At 52.1% G+C, this 22,811-nt stretch carries 17 protein-coding genes, 2 tRNA genes and 1 other RNA gene; 8 read left to right on the top strand and 12 right to left on the bottom strand.

Going from position 1 to position 22,811, the window contains the following annotated elements:
* Nucleotides 1–7: 7 nt before the first annotated feature.
* From oppC to ychE, 4 genes are all read right to left on the bottom strand, one after another.
* On the bottom strand, nucleotides 8–916 hold the full coding sequence (oppC, locus tag KE671_RS14055; RefSeq protein ID WP_206163436.1) for an oligopeptide ABC transporter permease OppC: 909 nt from the start codon (nucleotides 914–916) through the stop codon (nucleotides 8–10).
* A 14-nt stretch (nucleotides 917–930) separates the two neighbouring features.
* Nucleotides 931–1,851, bottom strand: coding sequence for an oligopeptide ABC transporter permease OppB (gene oppB, locus KE671_RS14050; protein ID WP_206163435.1), 921 nt, complete (start codon nucleotides 1,849–1,851; stop codon nucleotides 931–933).
* Nucleotides 1,852–1,970: 119 nt separating this feature from the next.
* A complete protein-coding gene (gene oppA / locus KE671_RS14045) occupies nucleotides 1,971–3,599 on the bottom strand; it encodes an oligopeptide ABC transporter substrate-binding protein OppA (protein WP_206163434.1) in 1,629 nt (542 codons plus the stop codon).
* Nucleotides 3,600–4,350: 751 nt separating this feature from the next.
* Complete coding sequence (ychE, locus tag KE671_RS14040) at nucleotides 4,351–4,998, bottom strand: NAAT family transporter YchE (protein WP_042318631.1); 648 nt, start codon at nucleotides 4,996–4,998, stop codon at nucleotides 4,351–4,353.
* Nucleotides 4,999–5,470: 472 nt separating this feature from the next.
* Between ychE and adhE the strand changes: the two genes are divergently transcribed.
* On the top strand, nucleotides 5,471–8,146 hold the full coding sequence (adhE, locus tag KE671_RS14035) for a bifunctional acetaldehyde-CoA/alcohol dehydrogenase (RefSeq protein ID WP_206163433.1): 2,676 nt from the start codon (nucleotides 5,471–5,473) through the stop codon (nucleotides 8,144–8,146).
* A gap of 135 nt (nucleotides 8,147–8,281) precedes the next feature.
* Here adhE and tdk read toward each other — a convergent pair whose 3' ends face one another.
* Complete coding sequence (gene tdk, locus KE671_RS14030; protein ID WP_044257707.1) at nucleotides 8,282–8,899, bottom strand: thymidine kinase; 618 nt, start codon at nucleotides 8,897–8,899, stop codon at nucleotides 8,282–8,284.
* A 603-nt stretch (nucleotides 8,900–9,502) separates the two neighbouring features.
* On the opposite strand from tdk, the gene hns reads away from it, so the two are divergent.
* Nucleotides 9,503–9,916 carry a histone-like nucleoid-structuring protein H-NS gene (gene hns / locus KE671_RS14025; RefSeq protein WP_042318627.1) on the top strand — a complete coding sequence of 138 codons (414 nt, stop codon included), beginning with the start codon at nucleotides 9,503–9,505 and terminating at the stop codon, nucleotides 9,914–9,916.
* 139 nt (nucleotides 9,917–10,055) lie between these two features.
* Here hns and galU read toward each other — a convergent pair whose 3' ends face one another.
* From galU to rssA, 3 genes are all read right to left on the bottom strand, one after another.
* Nucleotides 10,056–10,964, bottom strand: coding sequence for a UTP--glucose-1-phosphate uridylyltransferase GalU (galU, locus tag KE671_RS14020; protein WP_206163432.1), 909 nt, complete (start codon nucleotides 10,962–10,964; stop codon nucleotides 10,056–10,058).
* 200 nt (nucleotides 10,965–11,164) lie between these two features.
* Entirely contained in the window at nucleotides 11,165–12,178 is a 1,014-nt protein-coding gene (gene rssB / locus KE671_RS14015; RefSeq protein ID WP_206163431.1) for a two-component system response regulator RssB, read from the bottom strand.
* A 92-nt stretch (nucleotides 12,179–12,270) separates the two neighbouring features.
* Entirely contained in the window at nucleotides 12,271–13,179 is a 909-nt protein-coding gene (rssA, locus tag KE671_RS14010) for a patatin-like phospholipase RssA (RefSeq protein WP_206163430.1), read from the bottom strand.
* 111 nt (nucleotides 13,180–13,290) lie between these two features.
* On the opposite strand from rssA, the gene KE671_RS14005 reads away from it, so the two are divergent.
* The 6 genes from KE671_RS14005 (at nucleotide 13,291) to KE671_RS13980 (ending at nucleotide 16,052) form a co-directional block, all read left to right on the top strand.
* On the top strand, nucleotides 13,291–13,746 hold the full coding sequence (locus KE671_RS14005; protein ID WP_206163429.1) for a YchJ family protein: 456 nt from the start codon (nucleotides 13,291–13,293) through the stop codon (nucleotides 13,744–13,746).
* A gap of 55 nt (nucleotides 13,747–13,801) precedes the next feature.
* Complete coding sequence (purU, locus tag KE671_RS14000; protein ID WP_206163428.1) at nucleotides 13,802–14,644, top strand: formyltetrahydrofolate deformylase; 843 nt, start codon at nucleotides 13,802–13,804, stop codon at nucleotides 14,642–14,644.
* Between the two features lie 297 nt (nucleotides 14,645–14,941).
* A tRNA-Tyr gene (locus tag KE671_RS13995) sits at nucleotides 14,942–15,026 on the top strand.
* A gap of 35 nt (nucleotides 15,027–15,061) precedes the next feature.
* A tRNA-Tyr gene (locus tag KE671_RS13990) sits at nucleotides 15,062–15,146 on the top strand.
* Between the two features lie 43 nt (nucleotides 15,147–15,189).
* A non-coding RNA gene (locus KE671_RS13985) (RtT sRNA) lies at nucleotides 15,190–15,320 on the top strand.
* Nucleotides 15,321–15,503: 183 nt separating this feature from the next.
* The gene (locus tag KE671_RS13980) at nucleotides 15,504–16,052 is read left to right on the top strand and encodes an AAA family ATPase (RefSeq protein ID WP_206163427.1); all 549 of its coding nucleotides are present in this window, start codon (nucleotides 15,504–15,506) and stop codon (nucleotides 16,050–16,052) included.
* A 44-nt stretch (nucleotides 16,053–16,096) separates the two neighbouring features.
* Here the strand turns inward: KE671_RS13980 and narI are convergent, their stop codons facing one another.
* The 4 genes from narI to KE671_RS13960 are packed head-to-tail and all read right to left on the bottom strand — an operon-like array spanning nucleotide 16,097 to nucleotide 22,756.
* Nucleotides 16,097–16,774, bottom strand: a complete 678-nt coding sequence (gene narI, locus KE671_RS13975) for a respiratory nitrate reductase subunit gamma (protein WP_206163426.1) — start codon at nucleotides 16,772–16,774, stop codon at nucleotides 16,097–16,099.
* Entirely contained in the window at nucleotides 16,774–17,484 is a 711-nt protein-coding gene (gene narJ / locus KE671_RS13970) for a nitrate reductase molybdenum cofactor assembly chaperone (protein WP_206163425.1), read from the bottom strand. The genes narI and narJ overlap by 1 nt, the downstream gene beginning before the upstream one ends.
* Nucleotides 17,481–19,016, bottom strand: a complete 1,536-nt coding sequence (gene narH, locus KE671_RS13965; protein WP_206163424.1) for a nitrate reductase subunit beta — start codon at nucleotides 19,014–19,016, stop codon at nucleotides 17,481–17,483. The genes narJ and narH overlap by 4 nt, the downstream gene beginning before the upstream one ends.
* Nucleotides 19,013–22,756, bottom strand: coding sequence for a nitrate reductase subunit alpha (locus KE671_RS13960; protein ID WP_206163423.1), 3,744 nt, complete (start codon nucleotides 22,754–22,756; stop codon nucleotides 19,013–19,015). Before KE671_RS13960 ends, narH begins: the two co-directional genes overlap by 4 nt.
* Nucleotides 22,757–22,811 lie beyond the last annotated feature (55 nt).

The raw sequence follows: 22,811 nt of genomic DNA, 5'->3' as shown, positions 1-22,811 counted from the left end.
GCACTCCTTAACGGTCTTTCGGGTCGAGGGCATCACGCAGGCCATCGCCAATAAAGTTAAAACAAAACAACGTCACCACCAGGAAGCCTGCCGGAAACAGCAGTAGCCACGGCGACACTTCCATCGAGTTGGCGCCATCACTCAGCAACGCGCCCCAACTGCTCAACGGCTCCTGCGTCCCTAGCCCCAGGAAGCTGAGGAAGGATTCGAACAGGATCATGCTTGGCACCAGCAGGGAGGCGTACACCACCACCACGCCCAGCACGTTAGGGACAATATGACGCAGTACGATGTTACCTGTCGACACGCCGCCCACCTGCGCGGCTTCAATAAACTCTTTCCGCTTCAGGCTCAGAGTCTGCCCACGCACAATACGCGCCATATCCAGCCAGGAGACCATCCCGATCGCCACAAAAATCAGCAGAATGTTTTGTCCGAAGAAGGTGACCAGCAGAATGACGAAGAACATAAACGGGAAGGAGTTGAGGATTTCCAGCAGGCGCATCATCACCGAGTCGATTTTGCCGCCCAGATAGCCAGAAAGCGAGCCGTACAGCGTGCCCACCACCACCGCCACCAGCGCAGCAGCGATGCCGACCATCAACGAGATCCGCCCGCCAATCGCCACGCGCACCAGCAGGTCGCGTCCGGAGGAGTCGGTACCGAAATAGTGGCCTGATTCACTATCCGGCGCGCTGGACATCATTCCCCAGTCGGTATCGAAGTAGGTGAACGGCGATAGCATCGGCGCCAGCGTAACGAACAGCGCAATCATCACCAGCACAATCAGACTGGCAACCGCAGCGCGGTTATGCATAAAACGACGGCGCGCATCCTGCCACAGGCTGCGCCCTTCGACCTCCAGCTTCTCACTGAAATTCTCCAGCGCTTCGCTGTTTTTCTTACCTAACATCATCGCGAGCTCCAGTATCAGTAACGAATTTTCGGGTCGATGACGGCGTAGAGCACGTCAACAATTGCATTAAAGACAATAGTCAATGTCCCCACGAGGATCGTCAGGCTGAGCACCAGCGAGTAATCACGGTTCAGCGCGCCGTTAACAAACAACTGACCGATCCCCGGCAAACCATAGATTGTCTCAATGACCATTGAGCCTGTGATGATCCCGACAAATGCAGGTCCCATATAGGAAAGTACAGGGAGTAACGCCGGTTTCAACGCATGGCGGAAAATGATACGGCGCATCGGCAGCCCTTTGGCTCGCGCGGTGCGGATGAAGTTTGAGTGCAGCACCTCAATCATCGAGCCACGGGTGATACGCGCAATACTGGCAATATAGGCCAGTGATAACGCCACCATCGGCAGGATCATAAATTTCAGCGCCCCGCCGTTCCAGCCCCCACCCGGCAGCCATTTGAGGGTGATCGCAAATATCATGACCAGCAGAGGTGCGACCACAAAACTCGGTATCACCACCCCGGTCATGGCCACCCCCATGACCGCATAGTCCCATCGCGAGTTTTGTTTTAACGCGGCAATCACGCCAGCGCTCACGCCAAGGATCACGGCTAGCAGAAAGGCGGCAAGACCCAATTTGGCCGATACCGGAAAGCTCGAGGCGACCAGATCGTTGACGGTATAATCTTTGTATTTAAAAGAAGGACCGAAATCACCGTGCGCCAGTTGCTTCAGATAGCTGAAATACTGGGTCATGATGGGGTCGTTAAGATGGTATTTCGCTTCAATGTTTGCCAGGACTTCTGCCGGCAGCGCGCGTTCACCGGTGAAAGGACTTCCCGGCGCAAGACGCATCATAAAGAACGAAATGGTAATAAGAATAAACAGCGTCGGAATTGCTTCCAGACAGCGGCGTAGAATAAATTTCAACATTGCCCGTACCTTCTGGCGAGTGCCTTTACACCTCTTCATGCAGAACTGTTGATGAGAGGTGTTGAGAGTCGACGAAAAAAGACACTGTGGGGCAACGCATGCTGCCCCACCCTTTGCCATTAATGCTTGATAATATACAAGTCTTTGACGTGGATATTATCCATCGGGTCTTTACCGGTATAGCCCCCCACCCACGGTTTCACCAGACGGGCGTTGACGTAGTAGAACACCGGCACGATCGCAGAATCTTTATCAAGCTGCTGCTCAGCTTTACCGTAGAGCTCAGTACGCTGTTCTTCATTCGTTGCTTTCAGCGCATCGGCAAGGATCTTGTCAAACGTTGGGCTCTTATAATGCGTCGTGTTGTTTGAGCTGTCAGACAACACCATGTTCAGGAAGGACGTTGGCTCATTGTAATCCGCACACCATGCCGCACGAGAGACATCATAGTTACCCTGATGACGCGTATCGAGGAAGGTTTTCCATTCCTGGTTTTCCAGCTTGACGTTCACACCCAAGTTTTTCTTCCAGATGGACGCCGCAGCGATAGCCAGTTTTTTGTGCAGATCGGAGGTGTTATACAGCAAGTTGAAGGTCAACGGCTTATCAGCGGTATATCCGGCTTCGGCCAGTAATTTTTTCGCTTCTTCGTTACGTTTTTCCTGCGTCCAGCCAAACCATTCTGGTTCAGACAGTTTTGCACCGTCGGTATACGGAGGCGTGAAGCTGTATGCCGGCAGGTCACCCTGGTTTTTCACTTTATTAACAATAATATCGCGATCCAGCGCAAGCTTAAGCGCGGTACGCACGCGGACATCCGTAAACGGTGCTTTCTGGTTATTGATTTCGTAATAGTAGGTGCACAGATACGGGTCAACGTGGACTTCGTTCGGGATCTCTTTTTTCAGCTTCTGGAACAGTTCGATCGGCATGTTGTTATAGGTCATGTCGATTTCCCCGCTGCGATAGCGGTTAACATCTGTCACTTCTGAAGCAATCGGCAGGTACGTCACCTGATTAATGACCGTTTTGGCATTGTCCCAGTAATTAGGATTACGCTCGAGCACAATATGCTCGTTAACAACCCAGTCTTTAAGCTTATACGCACCGTTGGTGATGATATTGGCTGGCTGAGTCCACTTCTCTCCGTATTTTTCTACGGCAGCTTTAGGAACCGGGGAAACGGATGAGTGCACCAACAGTTTGTAGAAATAAGGAACCGGCTCGCTGAGGGTTACTTCAAAGGTATTATCATCGATGGCTTTAACACCAAGATCGGTTGGCGGTTTCTTGCCGGCAACAATGTCATCAATATTGACGATATGACCATACTGCAGATAACTGGCGTACGGGGATGCGGTATTCGGATTTGCCAGACGCTGCCAGCTATAAACAAAATCGTGGGCCGTCACCGGTGAGCCATCAGACCATTTTGCGTCTTTGCGCAGATGGAATGTCCAGACTTTAAAATCTTTATTTTCCCATTTTTCAGCCACGCCCGGAGACGGTTTACCGTCGACGTCACTGATGATTAACCCTTCAAACAGATCGCGGCTGATATTGGATTCCGGTACCCCTTCGATTTTATGCGGATCGAGGGACTGAACCTCTGAACCATTATTTCGCACCAGCGTCTGCTTTTCTGCCAGTTGAACACCTGCGGGGACGACTGCAGCCGTCGCCACGTTTCCGGCGATGAGCGCAGTTAAAATTCCTGCCGCCACTAAACTTTTCTTCGTGTTGGTCATTGTGTTTGTACTCCCTCATTATAATTACTGGTTTTATCACCAGCCTGTTAATCCCGTCTGGGATCTCTGAGCAGCTCCGGAGACTTTCAGCTGTCAGGTCGTTTACTGCTTGCTATCACCGACTTTATTTATTCTGGCGATTCGAATGATCACCTTACGTCGATTCGTATGCATCTCCCCTGCCAGGGACGCATGAATAGTGGGCTAAACTGCTTATTGATATTTATTCTCATCAACGAGCAATCCGCTGCAATATGAACTGTCGGAAAGTAACAAAAGCATTAATTAACCGCCAATACAATTTACAGATTTGTTAAGCAATTCTCTTTTAGAGAAAAAATAACGTTTCGGCGGAACGTTACGAAACAGCTAAAATAGAAATAATCAGTTATTAATCATGCAATTACTAACACCCCATCTACCTGAGAGCGTAAATTACTGCAAAAGGCGTTAAAATGTACGAAAATTTAACAATTGGTTATTTTTTAGCACATTCCTCTGCAAGTTCATTGAATTAACTAATATCATCTCAATTATCCGTCATCAAGCCCCGGATTGTGATGTGAGCAAAATAACAATGCAGAGCCTCGTAAAGGGAATAAAAACACCGTTAAATCAAGGGGCTTAATACATACAGAGGAATCAGTGATTCCCGGTGGCCGGGACTGAAAGTCAGAAAGGTGACGAGACGGGATGATAAAGACAGACGGAGCCGCGAACAGCCCCGTAGGTTATTTCACCTGTAAGCGAATTAGCTTAACAACCCTGGAAATATGGCCTTTATACCTGTGACAATAAACTCAATGCCCAGCGCCATTAAGAGTAGGCCCATAATTCGGGTAATCACGTTGATACCCGTCTGGCCCAGAACACGCACCAGCCACGGCGCCATGCGGAAAAGTCCCCAACAGCACAGGGCAAAAATCGCAATAGCCACAAAGAAGCCGAGCAGGTACATCACGCTGTGATAGCGCGTTCCCCACACGATGGTCGAACTGATCGCCCCAGGGCCAGCCATCAGCGGCAGCGCCAGAGGAACCACCCCTACACTTTCGCGGATCGCCGTTTCCGATTTTTCCTGTTTGTTTTGTTTATCCTCACCCAGTTTGCCGCTAATCATCGACATCGCAATGGTGACTACGAGGATCCCACCCGCGATACGGAACGAATCAATCGAGATACCAAACAGTTGCAGAATGCCGTCACCAAGGAAAAGCGAGGTCCACAGAATAATCGCGACGGACAGATTGGCAGTCAGGTTCGTTTTATTGCGCGCCGCCGCTGTCTGGTAGCTGGTCATACTGATAAAGACAGGAATAATCCCAACCGGGTTCACTAACGCGAACAACCCGATGAAAAATTTGAAATATACAGGAAAATCAAACAGCGTTTGGATCACGGTTAGCTCCGAAGCGTTAGCCGTATGAAGTTAAAATAATCGGGTAAAAACCGCGCTGAAGATACGCCTTTTCACAGCACATTTCACCAGGGCAAACGTAAAATTTCTACCATTCCTGAGTGTTATTAATATGTTTTAATTATGATAATTTAAGACTCATTCACCACTACAATTAAACAACACTTAGCGTTTAGGGCTAAAACGGCCTGCTGAAAGGTGTCAGCTTTGCTAAATCTTGATCCAGATCACGTAATCACTACTCAGAAGTGAGTAACCTTGCTTACGCCACCTGGAAGTAACGCGTTAGAGTTAAATGACGCTAACGCATAAGCTCTTTTAGTAAATCAGAGCCAACTGAACGTTAAGTAACCAATTGATTTTCTGGCTGTTATACAAAATAACGCCCGCTGTCTATACTCACGTATCGAGCAGATGATTTACTAAAAAAGTTTAACATTATCAGGAGAGCATTATGGCTGTTACTAATGTCGCTGAACTTAACGCACTCGTCGAGCGCGTCAAAAAAGCCCAGCGTGAATATGCCAGTTTCACTCAAGAACAAGTCGATAAAATCTTCCGCGCCGCCGCTCTGGCTGCTGCAGATGCTCGAATTCCTCTCGCGAAGATGGCCGTTGCCGAATCCGGCATGGGCATCGTCGAAGATAAAGTGATTAAAAACCACTTTGCTTCTGAATACATCTATAACGCTTACAAAGATGAAAAAACCTGTGGCGTCCTGTCAGAAGACGACACTTTCGGGACCATCACCATTGCTGAACCAATCGGCATCATCTGCGGTATCGTTCCAACCACTAACCCAACCTCGACGGCAATCTTTAAGTCCCTGATTAGCCTGAAAACCCGTAACGCCATCATCTTCTCTCCACATCCACGTGCAAAAGATGCAACTAACAAAGCGGCAGATATCGTGCTGCAGGCTGCTATCGCTGCCGGTGCACCGAAGGACCTGATTGGCTGGATCGATCAACCTTCCGTAGAACTGTCTAATGCCCTGATGCACCACCCGGATATCAACCTGATTCTGGCAACCGGTGGTCCGGGCATGGTTAAAGCGGCATACAGCTCCGGTAAACCAGCAATCGGTGTTGGTGCAGGTAACACGCCGGTGGTGATTGATGAAACCGCTGATATTAAACGTGCTGTTGCCTCTGTACTGATGTCTAAAACCTTCGACAACGGTGTTATCTGTGCTTCTGAACAGTCTGTTGTTGTGGTGGATTCTGTTTATGATGCTGTTCGCGAACGTTTCGCTAGCCATGGCGGCTATCTGCTGCAGGGCAAAGAGCTGAAAGCAGTTCAGGACGTCATCCTGAAAAATGGTGCACTGAACGCGGCTATCGTAGGTCAGCCTGCGTACAAAATTGCCGAACTGGCAGGCTTCTCTGTACCAGAAACCACGAAGATTCTGATCGGTGAAGTGAAAGTCGTTGATGAAAGCGAACCGTTCGCTCACGAAAAACTGTCCCCGACGCTGGCGATGTACCGTGCGAAAGATTTCGAAGATGCGGTTATTAAAGCGGAGAAACTGGTGGCGATGGGCGGTATCGGTCATACCTCTTGCCTGTATACCGACCAGGACAACCAGCCTGAGCGCGTAGCTTACTTCGGCCAGATGATGAAAACCGCACGTATCCTGATCAACACCCCGGCATCTCAGGGTGGTATCGGTGACCTGTATAACTTCAAACTCGCACCTTCCCTGACTCTGGGTTGTGGTTCCTGGGGTGGTAACTCCATCTCTGAAAACGTTGGTCCGAAACACCTGATCAACAAGAAAACCGTTGCTAAGCGAGCTGAAAACATGTTGTGGCACAAACTTCCGAAATCTATCTACTTCCGCCGTGGCTCACTGCCAATCGCGCTGGATGAAGTGATTACTGATGGCCACAAACGTGCGCTCATCGTGACTGACCGCTTCCTGTTCAACAACGGTTACGCTGACCAGATCACCTCTGTGCTGAAAGCGGCCGGCGTTGAAACTGAAGTGTTCTTTGAAGTGGAAGCTGACCCTACTCTGTCCGTCGTGCGTAAAGGCGCAGAGCTGGCGAACTCCTTCAAACCAGACGTGATCATCGCGCTGGGTGGCGGTTCCCCGATGGACGCCGCGAAAATTATGTGGGTGATGTACGAACATCCGGAAACTCATTTCGAAGAACTGGCGCTGCGCTTTATGGATATCCGTAAACGTATCTACAAGTTCCCGAAAATGGGCGTGAAAGCGAAAATGGTTGCGGTCACCACCACCTCCGGTACCGGTTCTGAAGTGACTCCGTTTGCCGTTGTTACCGACGACGCAACAGGTCAGAAATACCCGCTGGCTGACTATGCCCTGACCCCGGATATGGCGATTGTCGATGCTAACCTGGTCATGGACATGCCGAAGTCCCTGTGTGCTTTTGGTGGTCTGGATGCGGTCACTCACGCCCTGGAAGCTTACGTTTCCGTACTGGCTTCTGAGTTCTCCGATGGTCAGGCACTGCAGGCGCTGAAACTGCTGAAAGAAAACCTGCCGGCGTCTTACAACGAAGGGTCTAAAAACCCGGTTGCCCGTGAACGTGTTCACAGTGCAGCCACCATCGCCGGTATTGCGTTTGCAAACGCCTTCCTTGGCGTGTGTCACTCCATGGCGCATAAACTGGGTTCACAGTTCCACATTCCTCACGGTCTGGCGAACGCCCTGCTGATCAGCAACGTTATTCGTTACAACGCGAACGATAACCCGACCAAGCAAACTGCATTCAGCCAGTACGACCGTCCGCAGGCACGCCGTCGTTATGCTGAAATCGCAGACCATCTGGGTCTGAGCGCACCGGGCGACCGTACTGCTGCGAAGATCGAGAAACTGCTGGCATGGCTGGAAAGCCTGAAAGCTGAACTGGGTATTCCGAAGTCAATCCGCGAAGCCGGCGTTCAGGAAGCAGACTTCCTGGCTCACGTAGACAAGCTGTCTGAAGATGCATTCGATGACCAGTGCACCGGCGCTAACCCGCGCTACCCGCTGATCTCCGAACTGAAACAGATCCTGCTGGATACCTTCTACGGTCGTGAGTTCTCTGAAGGAACTCCGGCGGCGAAAGAGGTTGCCGCTGCACCGAAAGCAGAGAAAAAAGCGAAGAAATCTGCCTAATTCTCGCTGAACAGTTGTAACGTAAAAGCGGCCTCTGATGAGGCCGCTTTTTTGTCTCCGAAATCCGTCTTTGCTGCTCCACGGTCGGGCCTGTAAACGGTTCAGCGCGACGCTAACCGTTTATCAGGAGAGAGATTAGTCGTGGCTATGGCGTTCCTGTATCGCCGTCAGAGAGCCCTCTTCCAGCGCCTCCTTATAATGCTTACGACAGACTGAGACATATCGCTCGTTGCCGCCAATGACCACCTGCTCGCCTTCATTATAGGGTCTACCCGCCTGATCAAGGCGCAGCACCATACTTGCCTTACGCCCACAGAAGCAGATCGTTTTTAATTCCACCAGCTTATCTGACCATGCCAACAGGTATTGGCTGCCGACAAACAGTTCACCGCGAAAATCAGTGCGTAATCCATAGCACAACACCGGAATATCCAGTTGATCAACCACTTCCGATAATTCATACACCTGCTGCCGGGTTAAAAACTGACATTCATCCACCAGCACGCAATGAATAGGTTGCCGTGCATTATCGGCTGCGATCTCTTCATACAACGATGAATTCTGGTTAAACAATTTGGCTGGCGAAGACAACCCAATACGCGAACTCACTTTCCCCGCGCCATAACGGTCGTCTATTTCCGCAGTATATACCACAGTACGCATCCCGCGTTCCTGGTAATTGTATGAAGATTGCAGTAAGGCAGTCGACTTACCTGCATTCATTGCTGAATAGTAGAAATATAGCTGTGCCATCGGCCACAGACCCTCACCAAAGTGAAATAAAGACGCGGCGCAGTGTAGCATAATTTCAATCGTTATCGGTGCCAGGTTCTGCTCCCGCTGGCTATATCTTTCGCTTAACGCTCGTGGCGCGAGAAAAATCTGTAGGGGCGACTGTACGGAAAATACGAATTAACAATTGAACAAACAACGCGCGATGGATCCCATTCTTGTCGTAATGTGCGTTTGATATTCATCAACGCTGCTTATCAACGCTGCCCTAATGGAAACCCTGAACTTATTGTTACTGTTCTACATAACTGTTGCGAAGTAATAGACTGCGCCCATCGACAAAACTAATACAAAAGGTTGAAATCACTACAATGAGTGTCTATTTCATCATGCGAAAATGTGACCTGAATCCGGATGTTCTCGCCTGAAAAAAGGAGTAACCGCTCAGCCAATAAGCCCTTTTTTGTGCGTTCCTTCAAGAAAAATTTAAGTTCGGATATTTATAGCGGGCAAAAAATAAAGGGCAATTTTGAATTCCTTACATTCCTGGCTATTGCACATCTGAATTTAACGCTCTATTATTAGCTCAACAAACCACCCCAATATAAGTTTGAGATTACTACAATGAGCGAAGCACTTAAAATTCTGAACAACATCCGTACTCTTCGTGCGCAGGCAAGAGAATGTACCCTTGAAACGCTGGAAGAAATGCTGGAAAAATTAGAAGTTGTTGTTAACGAACGTCGTGAAGAAGAAAGCGCGGCAGCCGCTGAAGTTGAAGAGCGTACTCGTAAACTGCAACAATATCGTGAAATGCTGATTGCTGACGGTATTGATCCGAATGAACTGCTGAATAGCATGGCGGCGGTTAAATCCGGCACCAAAGCTAAACGTGCAGCGCGTCCGGCTAAATATAGCTACGTTGACGAAAACGGTGAAACTAAAACCTGGACTGGTCAGGGTCGTACTCCGGCAGTGATCAAGAAAGCAATGGAAGAGCAAGGTAAACAACTGGATGATTTCCTGATCAAGGAATAATCCGTAATCACCCTGTTTAAAATCCCGCACCCTGCGGGATTTTTTATGCCTGTAATCTGCCGATTTCCCATAACGCGTTGGTATAAAAAAACGGCGCTGAATGTCAGCGCCGTCTCCGTTCGTTAATTATAACGTCTGGTTACTTTTTAATACCCATCTCTTCTTCAAGCCAGGCCTTAAATTCGCTACCAAGCGAATTATGCCGAATGCCATATTCCACAAATGCCTGCATATAACCTAATTTATTGCCGCAATCGTGGCTCTTCCCTTTCATATGATAGGCTTCGACAGTCTCTTTTTCGATCAGCATGTCGATCGCGTCAGTCAACTGAATTTCGTCACCCGCTCCCGGAGGCGTTTTCGCCAGTAGAGGCCAGATATCCGCGCTCAGCACGTAACGACCAACAATCGCCAGGTTAGACGGGGCAACATCGGCTTTCGGTTTCTCAACTACGCCCACCATTGGCACGCTTTCACCCGCTGCCAGCGGCACGCCTTTGCAATCAACCACACCGTACGCGGTTACATCCTCGACCGGCTCAACCATAATCTGGCTATTTCCGGTTTCATCAAACCGACGAATCATTTCAGCCAGATTATCCTGGGATAAATCGGACTCATACTCATCAAGAATAACGTCAGGCAAAATAACCGCGACAGGTTCATTACCGACGACCGGATGGGCGCACAATACCGCATGGCCCAGGCCTTTTGCCAACCCCTGACGAACCTGCATTATCGTGACGTGTGGAGGACAAATAGACTGCACTTCTTCGAGTAACTGGCGCTTAACGCGTTTTTCCAGCATCGCTTCCAGTTCAAAACTGGTATCAAAGTGGTTTTCGATCGAATTTTTCGAGGAGTGCGTCACCAGTACAATTTCAGTGATGCCAGCCGCAATACACTCATTTACGACATACTGAATTAATGGCTTATCAACCAGCGGCAACATCTCTTTCGGGATCGCTTTCGTCGCCGGTAACATCCTGGTTCCTAATCCCGCTACCGGGATAACGGCTTTTTTGACTTTCGTGTTAATGGCAGCCATTTAAATTCTCCTGGACTGTTCATGTATTGAACGTGTTCATCAATCTGTATCGCATCGAGTATATCAGGACTGACTCAAGCCTCAGGTCCGAAAAGGATGCGTGTTCGTATAATTAAGATAAATACGTATAAGACTGGCGCAGATAGTAGCACCCACAGAGAAAGGCAGATACGGCAATTTGCATCCGCCCTCTCGATTGTTCATTCCGCAGACAACATAAGACGCAGCCGACCTCCCGCTCCCCAAATTTGACATTGCCAGGCGTCGCAGCGTTGGCTAATTTGGTTGAGATAAGTATTACCCAACGTTCCCAGTGGAACGCCGTTGCTGATCTGTACATTATGCGATCCGGTATTTAATGTCGCATTAAGTCCGGCAGAGACCAGAATCAGATTTTTAAGCCCACTATGATAATAGCCGACTAATAGCGGAAACTGTCCGGGTAAATTGGCCTGACGAAGCAGATGGTTAACCTGTTTCAATAATGCCCCCAGTTCCGGCAGACGCTGATTCTGATGCGCAAGTTGATCCTGCAACAAGCCATTAAATAACGCCCGCAGGAGTAACGCTGCCAGCACGCCGTTGTCGCCTGCCCGGGTAACGTCCAGACAATAAAATGCGAGATCGTTATCTGAAAGCGGCGCGATATCCAGAACCAGTCCAGGCTTATCCGCCGAAACCAGTTGTCGATAATTGACCCGGCAATGCGAAATAACCTGCTGTACCGGCGGCTGAAGTTCCTGAAGCAATTTCGCGGCGGCAGCAGGATTGTCCACCATCGCATCCCAGTCTCGAAACAGGCGCTCTTCTTCTTCAACGCGGGAATTAAACATGTTCGGATAAAGGCAGGCAAACACGGTTTCCCGCAGCCGGGTCAAGTCCTTTACCGGTTTCAGCAGGACATCATCCACGCCAAGGCGTAAGGCTTTGGCAATATCCGCCATATTTTCTGTCGCCGAGATCACCAGAATCGGCGTCTGGTCACCACGGTTACGCAAATGCTCCACCAGGCTGAGACCATTCATTCTTGGCATGGCGAGATCGCAAATCATGAGATCGGGCGTGAAATCGGTTAAACGGTCCAGAGCCTCTAAGCCATCGCCCGCCAGTGCCGTTGTCGCTCCCAAAGAGGAAAACCAGGAATCCAGAAGCGAGCGGAAAACCGGCTCATCCTCAACGATTAGAATCTGTTTTCCGACCAATGGCTGCGTCATGTTCTCTCCCCTGACTGGCTTTACTCAATAGTGGCATGCAATTGCCACAGACGCCTGTCAGAATATGCTTAAGTGTAGTTAAAAATGGTGCGTCAAACGCCAGCACGCACCAGAGGCAAAAGCTCGTCCATCTTTTTCTCTACCGCTAACCGCCCTGCTTCTATGGCAGCGCTGGCACGATGAAAATCCAGGGTAGAGATTTGTGGACAGAACGGTTGGATCAAGATGTCTGGGGGGTCGCCCGCCATACGATTACGCTTCAGGCGATTTTCCAGCACCTGAATCGAGGTGGTCATGATTTCCATTGCTGTTGGCGCCGTCACCACGCGGCGCGCGGTAATATTGCCCAACCGCTCTTTCAGGCGCGCATGCCAGGAAAGCCCATCATCGCCCCCCTCCGGACTATCATCACTGACGTTCAACGACAGTAAATCCTGCTGCATCAGATGCGCGTCGTGTTGCAGATCGACAGCAATCACGATATCTGCGCCCAGTGCGCGAGTCAAAGAGATGGGAACCGGGTTAACAACGCCGCCGTCCACCAGCCAGTAGCCATTGTGGGCGACGGGAGACATCAGGCCAGGAATACTACAGGAGGCGCGAACGGCAAGATGGAGATCGCCTTCAGTAAACCATAATTCACGCCCCGTACTGAGATTGGTCGCCACCGTTGCGAAACGACGATGACACTGCTCAATTTCGGCCACAGGCATGACGTTGCGGTATTGATTGAAGACGCGCTCGCCCCGCAGCAGTCCGCCCCTTCGCCAGGAAAGATCCATTAGACGCAGGACATCCCAATAGCTGAACGAGCAAACCCACTCTTCAAGCGCGGGCAATTTATTGCAGGCATAGGCGGCACCGACCAACGAACCGATGGAACACCCTGCGACGATATCAATATCAATGCCCATGTGTTTGAGGGCTTTGATGACACCAATATGCGACCAGCCTCGCGCTGCACCTGAGCCTAGCGCCAGACCTATTTTCATTTTTCTCATTTGACCAACAGACTTCCCCTGGCTTACGGGCGTAGCAACATCTCCAACGCTCAGTTAACATAGTGCTACCCAGGCTTTTTAATACGCCGTTTTTTTATCAGGGAGTTTTTTGTGTCTCAACTTTGTCCCTGTGGTAGCGCAGTCGAGTATAGCCTATGTTGCCACCGATATCTGTCTGGTGAGCAAGTCGCACCCGATCCATCGCGCCTCATGCGTTCGCGCTACTGCGCTTTTGTGATGAAAGACGCAGATTATTTAATCAGGACCTGGCATCCGACATGTCACGCAGCCCGTTTTCGGGATGAGATCGGTGCCGGATTTGCCACGACCGAATGGCTGGGGCTAACTGTTTTCGAGCACACCGTCTCTGAGGCCGACAACACCGGTTACGTCAGTTTTGTCGCCCGTTTTCGCGAACGCGGAAAACCGGGGGCGATCATTGAACGTTCTCGTTTTTTAAAAGAAAACGGTCAGTGGTACTATATCGATGGCACACGCCCGCAATTTGGACGCAACGACCCCTGCCCTTGTGGCTCAGGTAAAAAATTTAAAAAATGCTGCGGCTAGTCAACTGCCCGACAGTATTCACTCAGCAAACATCATCAACAGGATTACCGCTGCAATGCATTCTTTACAACGAAAAGTGCTTCGTACCATCTGCCCTGACCAGAAGGGGCTTATCGCGCGTATTACGAATATTTGCTACAAGCATGAACTGAATATCGTGCAGAACAATGAGTTTGTAGACCACCGTACCGGGCGCTTCTTCATGCGTACCGAGCTGGAAGGGATTTTTAACGACTCCACGCTGCTGGCCGATCTGGACAGCGCCTTGCCGGAAGGCTCCATTCGTGAGTTGAATCCCGCCGGACGTCGTCGCGTAGTGATTCTGGTCACCAAAGAAGCGCATTGTCTGGGCGATCTGTTAATGAAAGCCAACTATGGTGGTCTGGATGTGGATATCGCCGCCGTGATTGGCAATCATGAAACGCTGCGTTCGCTGGTCGAGCGTTTTGAAATTCCTTTCGAACTGGTCAGCCACGAAGGCTTAACCCGCGAAGCGCACGACCAAAAGATGGCGGACGCGATTGATGCGCACCAGCCGGATTACGTGGTGCTGGCGAAATATATGCGCGTGCTGACGCCGGAATTTGTGGCGCGCTTCCCGAACAAGATTATCAATATTCACCACTCGTTCCTGCCAGCATTTATTGGCGCACGTCCTTACCACCAGGCCTATGAGCGCGGGGTGAAGATCATCGGCGCAACGGCGCACTATGTGAATGACAATCTGGACGAAGGTCCGATCATCATGCAGGACGTCATCCATGTGGATCACACCTACACGGCGGAAGATATGATGCGAGCCGGGCGCGACGTCGAAAAGAACGTTCTGAGCCGCGCGTTGTATCAGGTGCTTGCCCAGCGCGTATTTGTCTACGGCAACCGAACGATTATTCTTTAATCGACAGAAAAATGAATTGGTTAGCTTTACGCCCTTGCGGGTAAAAATCAGGCAACCAGTTTATTTTTCTCGTCGGAATGCTTTACAGGGGCGCATCATTTGATATGATGCGCCCCGCTTCCCGAAATGGAAGCAGGCCAGTAAAGCGCATTACCCCGTGGTGGGGTTCCCGAGCGATCATAAGGGAGCTGACTGCAAATCTGCCGTCATCGACTTATAAGGTTCGACTCGAGCATAGCGAGAGAGCGTTACCGCAGGTAACGATAATCCTTCAAGCTATGAAACACCAGACCCTGTGGTGGGGTTCCCGAGCGGCCAAAGGGAGCAGACTGTAAATCTGCCGTCATCGACTTCGAAGGTTCGAATCCTTCCCCCACCACCATTCACGCTGTAAGTTCTGACAATATGTTTACCCCTGGTGGGGTTCCCGAGCGGCCAAAGGGAGCAGACTGTAAATCTGCCGTCATCGACTTCGAAGGTTCGAATCCTTCCCCCACCACCATTATTCGCTACAGTAATGTAGCAACCCCGATAAGCTATGCATAAGTTTGCACTTACCGGGAAGGGTGAGAACCTTCGATTAGGTTCGACTCGAGCGAAAGCGAGAGAACGTTACCGCAGGTAACGGCCCAAAGGGTGAGGAGCGAAGCGACGAATAATCCTTCCCCCACCACCATTACTTCCCTGTCGTATCCATTTAAATCCAAACTCCAGAGCCCTGTATTCTGCCCGCGCAGAAAACATCGCCTTTGCCCGGTGGCACTCCGTTTACCGGGCCTACAAACCACAAAATCCCCATGTCCGATCGTAGGCAGGATAAGGCGCAAGCCGCCATCCGGCAAAGCTACATGTATCCAGAATGACAAACATAACCAATCCTCGAATTATCCTTACAGGCGGTCCCTGTGCAGGAAAAACAACCTTAATCAACGCCCTGAAAGCGCGTAGCTTCACGTGCCGCGAAGAGTCCGGACGGGCTATCATAGAGGATCAGACCCGTATCAACGGGAATGCCTTACCCTGGAAATCCCCGCTCCTGTTTGCTGAAATGATGCTAACAATGGATATGCACGCCTGGCATCGCTCCGGGGATAACGACATAGCGGTATTTTATGACCGTGGGATCCCTGATATCGCTGGCTATCTCTCACTCACCGGAGAGGAAATCCCTGTGTATCTCATTAATGCCATTGACCATTTCCGTTACGCCCCGAAGGTCATCCTCCTACCGCCCTGGAAAGCTATCTATCAACAGGATACTGAACGTAGACAATCCTGGGGTGAAGCGGTAAGAACCTATGAGGCGATGTGCACAACCTATGAACAGTACGGCTACCAGCTTCTCGAACTTCCTCCGGCCCCTGTGGCCATAAGGCTGGAGCAGTTGATTCAGCTGTCTGAGGTATAAAAAAACCCCGCCGAAGCAGGGCTTACCCTTACATCATTCACCAATCAGCGGCGCGCTCGCACCACCTGGTATTTGCGCGTCAAATACTCGACCGGCGCGCTCCAGATGTGCACCAGGCGGGAGAACGGGAACAGCAGGAACAGCGTCATCCCCAGTACCAGATGCAGACGGAAGATAAAGGCCACACCTTCCAGATGCGCAGAAGCGCCCCCGTGGAACGTCACCACAGACTGCGCCCAGCCAACCAGTTTCATCATTTCGCTACCGTCCATATGTTGGGCGGAGAACGGAATGGTCGACAGGCCCAGCGCACACTGGATCACCAGCAGCGAAAGGATCAGGATATCCGCGCCGGTGGTGGTTGCCCGCACGCGTGCGCTAAAAAGTCGACGCTTAAGCAACAGCACGCCGCCGACAAGGCACATCAGACCCGCCGCACCACCGCCGATCATCGCCATCTTCTGCTTCACTTCAATGGGTAACCAGGCTTCATACATCCAGTGCGGCGTCAGCATGCCGAGGAAGTGGCCGGCGAAGATCCCCAGAATCCCGAAGTGGAACAGGTTTGATGCCATGTTCATCCCCTTGCGATCCAGCATCTGGCTGGACGCAGCGCGCCAGGTATACTGGCCGTAGTCGTAACGCAGCCAGCTACCAATCAAAAAAACCGATCCGGCGATGTACGGGTAGATGTCAAAGAAGAACATATTCAGGAAGTGCATTATTGCTGTCCTCCGGTGGTGATATTCAGATATTGCGGTGCGACGGCACCGGCAAAACGACGCTGATGAGCGGAGATTTCAGACTCGCCGCAGCCCTGATCGGCAAAGAATTTCACCTGCTCTTCTTCCCAGACGGCATCCAGCGCTTGCGGCGTATCGTCACGTACTTCATCCGCAATTTTTTCTGCGACTTTATCGCTGTCGATCGTTGCATTTGCCAACTTCAGCAGCAGATCGAACAGCACCGCATAGTGGCTTTCACGCTGTTGCAGGCGTGCGCTCAACAGGGCCAGTATCGGGGCGATATCCTGCAACCCGCCCAGTGCTTCACTCTTCGGTAACTGCGCCAGATATTCCAGATACAACGGGAGATGATCCGGCAGTTCACGACTGTCGAGCTGTAGGCCATGCTGCTCATACTGCGCCATCAGATCTACCATCGCCTGACCACGATCGCGGGATTCACCATGAACATGTTCGAACAACAGCAGCGAGGTTGCCCGACCGCGGTCAAACAGTTCGCTGTAGTTGGCCTGCACATCCAGCATCTCCTGCGCGGTTAAATCACGCAGAAAAACGCTGAGCGTATGCGCGTCCTCTTTATCAAGATTTTCAGATGACGCGAGTGCATCGTACAGTTCCTGCTGATGCTGCCACAGGGCAGCATCCGGGTACTCAAGCAGACGCGAAACAATGACGAGTTCAATCATTGGTGCGGCTCCGTTTTGCTGGTCACATCGACGGCGTCAATGCGGCGACTGTTGAACAGGTTGAATTTGGTGTCTGAACCATGGCAACCGTCACCGAAGGTAAAGCCACAGCCACTTTTCTCCGGGAAGGCATCACGAGCCAGTTCACGATGGCTGCTCGGCACCACAAAGCGATCTTCGTAGTTGGCAATCGCCAGGTAACGGTACATTTCCTGCGCCTGTGCTTCGCTTAAGCCCACCTCTTCCAGCGCACGGGTGTCCACTTTACCGTCAACGGTTTCCGCACGTTTGTAGTGGCGCATCGCCAGCATACGTTTCAGCGCTAACAGTACCGGCTGAGTATCGCCTGCGGTAAGCAGATTGGCGAGGTACTGCACCGGAATACGCAGGCTGTCTACGTCCGGCAGAATGCCATTGCTACCCAGTTCGCCCGCATCCGCCGCTGACTGAATCGGCGACAGCGGCGGCACATACCACACCATCGGCAGCGTGCGATATTCCGGATGCAGCGGCAGCGCCAACTTCCAGTCCATCGCCATTTTATAAACCGGCGACTGCTGTGCGGCATCAATAACGCTCAGCGGAATACCGTCTTTCAGCGCCTGTTCGATGACCGCCGGGTCGTTCGGATCGAGGAACACATCCAGTTGGCGCTGATAGAGATCTTTTTCATTTTCGGTGCTCGCCGCGCTCTCAATCGCATCCGCGTCATACAGCAATACGCCGAGATAACGGATACGGCCCACGCAGGTTTCGGAACAGACGGTCGGTTGACCGGCTTCAATACGCGGATAACAGAAGATGCACTTCTCGGATTTTCCGCTCTTCCAGTTGAAGTAGATCTTTTTGTACGGACAGCCGGTGATGCACATCCGCCAACCGCGGCACTTATCCTGGTCGATCAGCACGATGCCATCTTCTTCACGCTTGTAGATGGCGCCGCTCGGGCAGGTCGCCACGCACGCCGGGTTGAGGCAGTGCTCGCACAGGCGCGGCAGATACATCATGAAGGTGTTTTCAAACTGGCCATACATCGCCTTCTGCATGTTGTCGAAGTTCTGGTCTTTGGCGCGTTTTTCAAATTCGCCACCCAGAATTTCTTCCCAGTTCGGACCGCTGGTGATTTTGTCCATCCGCTTGCCGGTAATCAGCGAGCGTGGACGGGCGATCGGCTGATGCTTACTTTCCGGCGCGTTGTGCAGGTTCTGGTAATCGTAATCAAACGGCTCGTAATAATCGTCAATCCCCGGCAAATGCGGGTTCGCGAAGATTTTACCGAGCAGCATCGCGCGGTTCCCCATCCGCGGCTGCAGTTTGCCGTTGATTTTACGGATCCAGCCGCCCTTCCATTTCTCCTGGTTTTCCCAGTCGTTCGGGAAGCCAACGCCAGGTTTGCTTTCGACATTGTTGAACCAGGCATATTCCATCCCTTCGCGGCTGGTCCAGACGTTTTTACAGGTCACGGAACAGGTGTGGCAACCGATGCACTTATCGAGATTCAGCACCATGCCGACTTGTGAACGAATTTTCATTTTACGCTCTCCTGTACCTGGTCATTGCCTTCGCCATCCAACCAGTTAATGTTCTTCATCTTACGTACCACTACAAACTCATCACGGTTCGAACCGACGGTGCCGTAGTAGTTAAAGCCGTAGGCCAACTGTGCATAGCCGCCGATCATGTGGGTCGGTTTCGGCGTTATACGGGTCACCGAGTTATGAATACCGCCGCGCTGCTGGGTAATTTCAGACCCCGGCAGGTTCACGATACGTTCCTGCGCGTGATACATCATGGTCATCCCGGCCGGTACGCGCTGGCTTACCACCGCACGCGCCGTTAAGGCACCGTTGCTGTTGAACACTTCGATCCAGTCGTTGTCCTCAATACCCAGATCGTTGGCGTCAGTTTCACTCATCCACACAATCGGACCGCCGCGTGACAGGGTCAGCATTAACAGGTTGTCGCTATAGGTGGAGTGGATCCCCCACTTCTGGTGCGGCGTCAGGAAGTTGAGCGCCTTCTCCGGGTTACCGTTGGATTTCTCGCCCATCACCGATTTCACCGAACGGGTGTCGATGGGCGGACGATACACCAGCAGGCTTTCGCCGAAATCACGCATCCACTGGTGATCCTGATACAGCGACTGACGCCCGGTCAGCGTGCGCCACGGAATCAGCTCATGAACGTTGGTATAGCCCGCGTTATACGAAACGTGTTCGTCTTCCAGGCCGGACCAGGTTGGGCTGGAGATGATCTTACGCGGCTGCGCCTGGATATCGCGGAAGCGAATTTTTTCCTCTTCTTTGTTCGTCGCCAGATGCGTATGGTCGCGCCCGGTAAACTCGCTGAGCGCCGCCCAGGCTTTCACCGCCACGTGGCCGTTCGTTTCCGGTGCCAGCGTCAGGATCATTTCCGCTGCGTCAATGGCGGTGTTGAGCATCGGCTGACCTTTCGCCGGGCCGTCCGCCTTGGTGTAGTTAAGCTTGCGTAGCAGATCCATTTCGCTCTGGGTATTCCAGGCAATCCCTTTCCCGCCGTTGCCGATTTTTTCCATCAATGGGCCGATAGAGGTGAAGCGCTCATAGGTTGCGGGATAGTCGCGCTCGACGGTCAGAATGTGTGGCGCGGTTACGCCAGGAATCAGGTCGCATTCACCTTTTTTCCAGTCCTTCACGTCCAGCGGCTGTGCCAGTTCGGCGGCGGAGTCGTGCTGAATGGGCAGCGTGACAACGTCTGTTTCTTTACCAAGATGTCCGACGCAAACTTCCGAGAATTTCTTCGCGATAGCTTTGTAGATTTCCCAGTCGCTTTTCGATTCCCAGGCAGGATCCACCGCGGCGGACAGCGGATGAATAAACGGATGCATATCCGAGGTATTCATGTCGTCTTTTTCATACCAGGTCGCCGTCGGCAGCACGATATCGGAGTACAGACAAGTGCTCGACAGACGGAAGTCCAGTGTCACCACCAGATCCAGTTTGCCGTCGAGACCGTTGTCCTGCCATTCCACTTCTTCGGGCTTCACGCCGCCCTGCTGACCCAGATCTTTCCCCTGAATCCCGTTTTCGGTCCCCAGCAGGTATTTCAGCATGTACTCATGGCCCTTACCGGAAGAACCCAGCAGGTTGGATCGCCAGATGAACAGGTTACGTGGATGGTTTTTCCCGTTTTCCGGCTGCTCGGCCGCGAAACGAATCGAACCTTCTTTCAGTGACCTGACGGTGTAATCCACCGGCGTCATTCCGGCTTTCTTCGCCTCTTCTGCGATAGTCAGCGGGTTAGTGCCAAGCTGCGGCGCGGACGGCAGCCAGCCCATGCGCTCAGCACGCACGTTGAAATCAATCAGATGACCGCTGTAGCGCGATTTGTCCGCCAGCGGTGACAGCAGTTCCTGCGCGGTAACCGTCTCATAGCGCCACTGGCTGGAGTGGTTGTAGAAGTACGACGTACTGTTCATGTGGCGGGCCGGACGCTGCCAGTCAAGAGCAAACGCCAGCGGTTGCCAGCCGGTCTGCGGACGCAGTTTTTCCTGGCCGACATAGTGTGCCCAGCCGCCGCCGCTCTGGCCGATACAGCCACAGAACACCAGCATGTTGATCAGGCCGCGGTAGTTCATATCGAGGTGATACCAATGGTTCAGACCGGCACCAACGATGATCATCGAACGACCGTGCGTCTTATCCGCGTTGTCGGCAAATTCACGCGCGATGCGGATGATCTGCGCCCGCGGCACGCCGGTAATCTGCTCTGCCCATGCCGGAGTATACGCTTTGATGTCGTCATAACTGGTGGCGCAGTTGGCATCATTCAGACCGCGTTCAAGGCCATAGTTCGCCATCGTCAGGTCATATACGGTGGTAACCAGCGCGGTGGTGCCATCTGCCAGTTGCAGGCGTTTAGCCGGCAGTTTGTGCAGCAGTACGTTTTCCAGTTCGACTTTATTGAAGTGTTCGGTGCCTTCACCGCCGAAGTACGGGAAGCCCACCTCGGCGATCTCGTCCTGGCTGCCCAGCAGACTCAGTTGTAGTTCTGTCTCGGCACCGGTCGTACCATCGCGCTGCTCGAGGTTCCATTTGCCTTTCTCACCCCAGCGAAAACCAATCGAGCCGTTCGGCGCAACCATGTCGCCATTGCTGTTAATGGCAACGGTTTTCCATTCCGGGTTATTTTCCTGACCCAGTGAATCCACAAGATCAGCGGCGCGCAGCATACGCCCCGCGGCATAATAACCGTCGCGCGCTTCCAGCATGACCAGCATCGGCATGTCGGTGTAGCGGCGTACATAATCGGTAAAGTACTGGCTCGGATTGTCGAGGTGGAATTCACGCAGCATGACGTGACCCATTGCCAGCGCCATCGCCGCATCGGTACCCTGCTTCGGCGCCAGCCAGAGGTCGCACAGCTTGGCGATTTCAGCGTAGTCCGGCGTTACCGCAACGGTTTTGGTGCCTTTATAGCGGACTTCGGTAAAGAAGTGCGCATCCGGCGTGCGGGTCTGCGGAACGTTAGACCCCCAGGCAATGATGTAGCTGGAGTTGTACCAGTCAGCGGATTCCGGTACGTCGGTCTGCTCACCCCATGTCTGCGGAGACGCCGGTGGCAGGTCGCAGTACCAGTCGTAGAAGCTCAGGCAAGTGCCGCCAATAAGGGAGAGATAACGCGCGCCGGACGCATAGGAGACCATCGACATCGCCGGGATCGGCGAGAAACCCGCCACGCGGTCCGGGCCGTAGGTTTTCACGGTATAAACGTTAGAGGCGGCAATCAGCTCATTGACTTCCTGCCAGGAGGAGCGGACGAAACCACCACGACCACGCGCCTGCTTAAAGCTTTTTGCTTTATCGGCGTCTTCGATGATGGAAGCCCAGGCGTCAACCGGATCGCTGTGCAGTTTCTTCGCTTCACGCCACATCTTCATCAGACGTTTGCGCATCAGCGGGTATTTCAGTCGGTTAGCACTGTAGAGATACCAGGAGTAGCTGGCACCACGCGGACAGCCACGAGGCTCGTGATTTGGCATGTCCGGACGGGTACGTGGGTAGTCGGTTTGTTGGGTTTCCCAGGTGACCAGACCGTTTTTAACGTAGATTTTCCAGCTACATGAGCCGGTGCAGTTAACCCCGTGGGTTGAGCGCACAACTTTATCGTGCTGCCAGCGCTGGCGATATCCATCCTCCCAGTCCCGGTTGGTTTCGAGAAGCTGGCCGTGCCCATTGGCAAAGGTTTCACCCTTCTGTTTGAAGTAGCGAAACCGGTCCAGGAATTTACTCATCGGTTCTCTCCTGTGGAGCCTGACGGCTCTCTGATAAATCGACATTGCTTGATTG

The sequence above is a fragment of the Citrobacter amalonaticus genome, assembly GCF_018252635.1.
Lineage (GTDB): Bacteria > Pseudomonadota > Gammaproteobacteria > Enterobacterales > Enterobacteriaceae > Citrobacter_A > Citrobacter_A amalonaticus_E.
The sequence above is the reverse complement of the archived record's forward strand: the minus strand, read 5'-3'. Positions and strand labels throughout refer to the sequence as shown.

Excerpts from the sequence above, each read along its gene's own strand:
- oppC (WP_206163436.1), bottom strand. The coding sequence starts at position 916 with ATGATGTTAGGTAAGAAAAACAGCGAAGCGCTGGAGAATTTCAGTGAG.
- oppB (WP_206163435.1), bottom strand. The coding sequence starts at position 1,851 with ATGTTGAAATTTATTCTACGCCGCTGTCTGGAAGCAATTCCGACGCTG.
- oppA (WP_206163434.1), bottom strand. The coding sequence starts at position 3,599 with ATGACCAACACGAAGAAAAGTTTAGTGGCGGCAGGAATTTTAACTGCG.
- adhE (WP_206163433.1), top strand. The coding sequence starts at position 5,471 with ATGGCTGTTACTAATGTCGCTGAACTTAACGCACTCGTCGAGCGCGTC.
- tdk (WP_044257707.1), bottom strand. The coding sequence starts at position 8,899 with ATGGCACAGCTATATTTCTACTATTCAGCAATGAATGCAGGTAAGTCG.
- hns (WP_042318627.1), top strand. The coding sequence starts at position 9,503 with ATGAGCGAAGCACTTAAAATTCTGAACAACATCCGTACTCTTCGTGCG.
- galU (WP_206163432.1), bottom strand. The coding sequence starts at position 10,964 with ATGGCTGCCATTAACACGAAAGTCAAAAAAGCCGTTATCCCGGTAGCG.
- rssB (WP_206163431.1), bottom strand. The coding sequence starts at position 12,178 with ATGACGCAGCCATTGGTCGGAAAACAGATTCTAATCGTTGAGGATGAG.
- rssA (WP_206163430.1), bottom strand. The coding sequence starts at position 13,179 with ATGAGAAAAATGAAAATAGGTCTGGCGCTAGGCTCAGGTGCAGCGCGA.
- purU (WP_206163428.1), top strand. The coding sequence starts at position 13,802 with ATGCATTCTTTACAACGAAAAGTGCTTCGTACCATCTGCCCTGACCAG.
- KE671_RS13980 (WP_206163427.1), top strand. The coding sequence starts at position 15,504 with ATGACAAACATAACCAATCCTCGAATTATCCTTACAGGCGGTCCCTGT.
- narI (WP_206163426.1), bottom strand. The coding sequence starts at position 16,774 with ATGCACTTCCTGAATATGTTCTTCTTTGACATCTACCCGTACATCGCC.
- narJ (WP_206163425.1), bottom strand. The coding sequence starts at position 17,484 with ATGATTGAACTCGTCATTGTTTCGCGTCTGCTTGAGTACCCGGATGCT.
- narH (WP_206163424.1), bottom strand. The coding sequence starts at position 19,016 with ATGAAAATTCGTTCACAAGTCGGCATGGTGCTGAATCTCGATAAGTGC.
- KE671_RS13960 (WP_206163423.1), bottom strand. The coding sequence starts at position 22,756 with ATGAGTAAATTCCTGGACCGGTTTCGCTACTTCAAACAGAAGGGTGAA.